Consider the following 4,243-nt stretch of genomic DNA (forward strand, 5'->3'; position numbering starts at 1 on the left):
CTGATTCCGCTGTGAAGGAAATCATGTACGACGGCAAAAAAGCAGGCGGAAGAGCGACCGGCGTGAAGGTTGTTGATACCAAAACATTGCAGGAAAGAGAGTATTTCGCGGGACTTATATTCGTTTGTGCCAGCGCAATTGCTTCTGCTGCATTATTGCTGAACTCCACTTCTGACCGTTTTCCAAACGGAATGGGAAATGATTCGGGCGAGCTGGGCCACAATTTGATGGACCACCATTTCCGCACCGGCGCAAGTGGCGTTTGGGAAGGTGACCTCGATAAATATTACTTCGGTCGGCGCGCTAATGGTATATATGTACCACGCTACCGCAATATCGGATCTGACAAACGCGACTACCTGCGCGGTTTCGGGTACCAGGGTGGCGGTGGTCGCCAGGGCTGGCAGCGCAATGTAGCTGAGCTGGCTTTCGGTGCAGATTTCAAAGAAGAACTGACTACGCCAGGTAACTGGACCATGGGCTTCGGTGGTTTTGGGGAAACACTTCCGTATCACGAAAACCACATGTATCTCAGCAAAGAGAAGAAAGACAAATTCGGAATCCCGACAGTTGTTTTCGATGCAGACCTTCGCGAAAATGAGAAGAAAATGCGCGTGGATATGATGAATGATGCAGCAGAAATGCTGGAAAGATCAGGGGTTAAGAATGTAAAAACCTATGATAACGGATCTTACCTGGGAATGGCGATCCATGAAATGGGCACAGCGAGAATGGGACGCGATCCTAAAACTTCTGTCCTGAATGGAAACAACCAGCTGCATGCAGTGAAAAACGTATTTGTAACGGACGGAGCTTCCATGACTTCCGCTTCCTGCGTAAACCCGTCGCTCACCTACATGGCGCTCACCGCGAGAGCAGTTGACTTCGCTGTGAAGGAAAGCAAGAAGAAGAATATTTAATACAAAGCAAAAACGGTCGCCTTTAAAAGCGACCGTTTTTTTAGAATATTTCGAGAATACCGGCGTGTTCAGAATTATAAAATTCTACAAGCTGGGCCCATTTATCGATTAAGACGCTGCTGATAAATTCAGTCGGAACATTCCCAAATCTAAGCAAGATAACTTTGGGCGGAAATCCGTACATATTTGATAGGTCCTGAAAATCTTCATCAAAAGAGACCAGCACAAAACCATTTTGTTTTGCATAGTTCCATATCTCAGAATCTTTCGCCGGCACATTTAATCCGGCTCTACTGACGTGCAGACTTGCAGGAGCAACCTCCGCGATCTTTTTGATAATCCGAAATGAGATATTAGCATCAAAAAGAAACTTCATCTAAGCTGATACTAGAATTTTGGTATTCTCCTCACGATTCGCAGCGAATGCAAGTGCAGCCAGAATATCCTCCCTGGTTAACGAAGGAAAATCGGCCAGGATCTCCTCATAGGACATTCCATTAGCCAGCCAGCCAAGAATATCCAAAACAGCAATGCGCGTCCCGGTGATACAAGGTTTACCAAAACGTATTTCAGTATCCATGCTAATTCGTTCCTGCCAGCTTTTCATATTGTATCTGTTTTAATCAAAAATACACATTCTTAAAGAACTTTAACGCCCTCTTCCCGGAATGGCAGCAACTTTGGATCTGCGGCATCCAGCTCTGTGATAATACATTGCAGATCTGTAATCGCGCAGACTCGGTAACTTTCAAAAGTTTCCAGCTTTTCAAAGGTGCTTAATGCAACCGCGCTGGCGGAATTTTGGAGCATTGCCTGTTTCAGCTCGGCTTCTTCCATATAGCTAGCAGTAACTCCCTTATTTACATCCAGCGCACAAACACCCATAAAATACAGATCCGCCTGAAAGTTCGTGACCATTTTGATCGCTTGGGTTCCCACGATTGTCTCCGACTCCCTGAAATAAATACCTCCCAGTAAAATCAACCGGATACCCGGATAAGCCGAAAGTGCCGGGATAATTGCGGTATTGTTCGTAATTACGGTCAGTTTAATGTCCGTCGGAAGCAATGAAACAAGGGTAAAGACAGAAGTACCGCCATCGAGAAATATTGTTTGTCCATTCCTGATCAGCGACTGGGCTTTCAATGCGATCACCTCTTTATCATCTTTCAGGTAACTGATCCGCTCTTTGAAAGTCAATGGATTATGTGAACGTGGAATAGCGCCACCCCGCACTTTCATCAACAAGCCATTGTTCGACAAAGTATCAATGTCCCGCCTGACCGTATCCTCAGATACCTGCAGTTCTTCACTCAGTTCAGCAAAACCGACTTGCTGCTTATCCTGCAGTTTGGCCAGAATGTGAGAGAAGCGTTTTTCTTTTAACATGACAAAAAAAGTTTTTGCAATACTATGCAAATTTGCATTATTTTGCAAAATCAAATTCGAACTACTATCCTGATGAATGAGCAATTGAAGATCAAGCGGGCACGCAGAGCAGTTTTACTTATTTTCCTGGTGTGCGGCATTGGCTTGTCGAGCTGGGCACCTATGGTACCTTTTGCTAAAATCCGACTTGGGCTCAATGATGCGGATCTTGGTGTTGTATTACTCGCATTGGGAGCTGGTGCGATCTTCACTATGCCACTCTCCGGCTTTCTGATCAACAAATACGGTAGCCGGCTGATCACATTGATCGCTGCCTTCGTGATTGCTGCACTGCTTCCCTTACTGCTGTTAACCACTTCTTCCTATCAGCTTGCCGCAGCATTGTTCGTCTTCGGCGCGGGAGTCGGTTCCATTGACGTGGCGATGAATGCACAGGCGGTACTGGTTCAGGATCGTTTCGGAAGCCACATTATGTCCTCATTTCACGGGTTGTTCAGTGTCGGCGGGCTGCTGGGTTCAATTGGATTGGGTTTTTTGATCAAAGCAGGCTTATCGCCAAATATCGCAGCGATGACCATATCTGCATTACTGATACTTATTACTGTAACGCAGATTAAACACTTGCTACCGCATTCAGAAGAAGCGAAAATGGACAGTACCAACTTCGTATTACCCAAAGGTCCTGTGCTGGTCCTCGGTATCATGTGCTTTATCATCTTCCTTGCAGAAGGCTCCATGCTCGATTGGAGCGCCGTTTTCCTGCAATTCTCGCGCGACTTTGATCCCTCACTTTCAGGAATGGGATACGCTGCATTCTCAGTGGCGATGGCAGTAATGCGGCTTGCAGGCGACGGGATCATTCACAAACTGGGACCTGCAAAAGTAGTTTTATACGGAACATTGGCCGCTACTACTTTGTTCGGATTTGTACTGGTGGGATTAGGTGCAGCCAATGTAGTTCCTGTATTCTTCACAGCTGCGGGCCGCATTCCCGGCATTCCGCCGTCCATTGCTCTGTCGGCCGTGACCATCCTTGGCTATTCGGGACAACTGGCCGGACCGGCTTTGATCGGGATCATCGCAGAAATCACCTCGCTTTCAGCTGCACTGGGAATGGTTGGGATACTGCTCTTTATAGTTGCATTCGGGTACAAGCACCGCGATTAAAACGCTTCCCCTGTAAACAGGTAAAAGCCCGGACCATCTTTGGTAAAACCAACATCGAGACGCAGGAAAATATCTTTTTTAGGAAAAAGCAGGTAGCGCAACCCTACTCCGCCAGACGGGCGGATATATTTAAACGAAAAATCCCTTACCCGCGGACCAACCACCGCCGTACCCGCAAAAGCAACAGCGCCAAACCGTTTGCTGAACCCGAATGGAAGCCAGCGATGCTCAACCTGCGTCGCGACCATACTCTTATCACGATACCTGCCATAATAATAGCCGCGCATGATCATCTCGCCGCCCATTAATGCAAGCTGGTTGAATGGGACATTGCCGGTGTTAAAATTGCCGTAAACCTGCCACGCCAGTACATTCCGTATACTGGTCGGGTGCGAGCCGCGCACATCAAGGTTGATCGTGCGGAAATTTTGATTGCTGCCCAATGCAGTACTGTATTTCAGGAAAGATATTTCACCAAAAAACCCTTTTCTCACATTGAGCACATTGTGCCGCGTATCATATACAAGCGCAGCGCCTAAACCGATATTTCTTGCTCCATCGGCGCCGAGCGGCTTTTCATATAAGTGATCGTCGGGCTGTTCAAAACCAGTATTGTAAAGTTGCTGGTAGTCAATTTCCGGTCCCGCAAAAAGGTTAGGTATGATTTTACGCAAAACCCTTTGCCTTAAAAGAATGTAGTTCGCATCTACCAGCGCGGGGTCTTTATCCGGTGTTTTGGGACCAATGCCGTAATAAAGTAATGGAAA

6 protein-coding genes are annotated in these 4,243 nt (G+C 46.9%); 2 read left to right on the forward strand and 4 right to left on the reverse strand.

The features are described from left to right. A partial coding sequence (locus tag ACTIE6_RS00790) for a GMC family oxidoreductase (RefSeq protein WP_439554817.1) occupies positions 1-920 on the forward strand: 920 nt, incomplete at its 5' end. Between the two features lie 40 nt (positions 921-960). Here ACTIE6_RS00790 and ACTIE6_RS00795 read toward each other — a convergent pair. From ACTIE6_RS00795 to ACTIE6_RS00805, 3 genes are read right to left on the reverse strand one after another with little or no spacing between them, the layout of a single operon-like run. Then, complete coding sequence (locus ACTIE6_RS00795) at positions 961-1,296, reverse strand: DUF5615 family PIN-like protein (protein WP_439554818.1); 336 nt, start codon at positions 1,294-1,296, stop codon at positions 961-963. Continuing rightward, positions 1,297-1,527 (reverse strand): DUF433 domain-containing protein, encoded by a 231-nt coding sequence (locus ACTIE6_RS00800; RefSeq protein ID WP_439554819.1) that lies wholly within the window; start codon positions 1,525-1,527, stop codon positions 1,297-1,299. Between the two features lie 32 nt (positions 1,528-1,559). After that, a complete protein-coding gene (locus ACTIE6_RS00805) occupies positions 1,560-2,309 on the reverse strand; it encodes a DeoR/GlpR family DNA-binding transcription regulator (protein WP_439554820.1) in 750 nt (249 codons plus the stop codon). A 42-nt stretch (positions 2,310-2,351) separates the two neighbouring features. On the opposite strand from ACTIE6_RS00805, the gene ACTIE6_RS00810 reads away from it, so the two are divergent. Then, entirely contained in the window at positions 2,352-3,476 is a 1,125-nt protein-coding gene (locus ACTIE6_RS00810) for an MFS transporter (protein WP_439554821.1), read from the forward strand. Here ACTIE6_RS00810 and ACTIE6_RS00815 read toward each other — a convergent pair. After that, positions 3,473-4,243 (reverse strand): BamA/TamA family outer membrane protein (locus ACTIE6_RS00815; protein WP_439554822.1); only part of this gene is annotated, 771 nt, incomplete at its 5' end. The genes ACTIE6_RS00810 and ACTIE6_RS00815 overlap by 4 nt on opposite strands.

The sequence above is a fragment of the Dyadobacter sp. genome (assembly GCF_051859145.1).
Classification (GTDB): domain Bacteria; phylum Bacteroidota; class Bacteroidia; order Cytophagales; family Spirosomataceae; genus Dyadobacter.

What these genes read in the sequence shown, in the direction of transcription:
- ACTIE6_RS00795 (WP_439554818.1), bottom strand. Translation starts at nt 1,296, where the DNA reads ATGAAGTTTCTTTTTGATGCTAATATCTCATTTCGGATTATCAAAAAG.
- ACTIE6_RS00800 (WP_439554819.1), bottom strand. Translation starts at nt 1,527, where the DNA reads ATGAAAAGCTGGCAGGAACGAATTAGCATGGATACTGAAATACGTTTT.
- ACTIE6_RS00805 (WP_439554820.1), bottom strand. Translation starts at nt 2,309, where the DNA reads ATGTTAAAAGAAAAACGCTTCTCTCACATTCTGGCCAAACTGCAGGAT.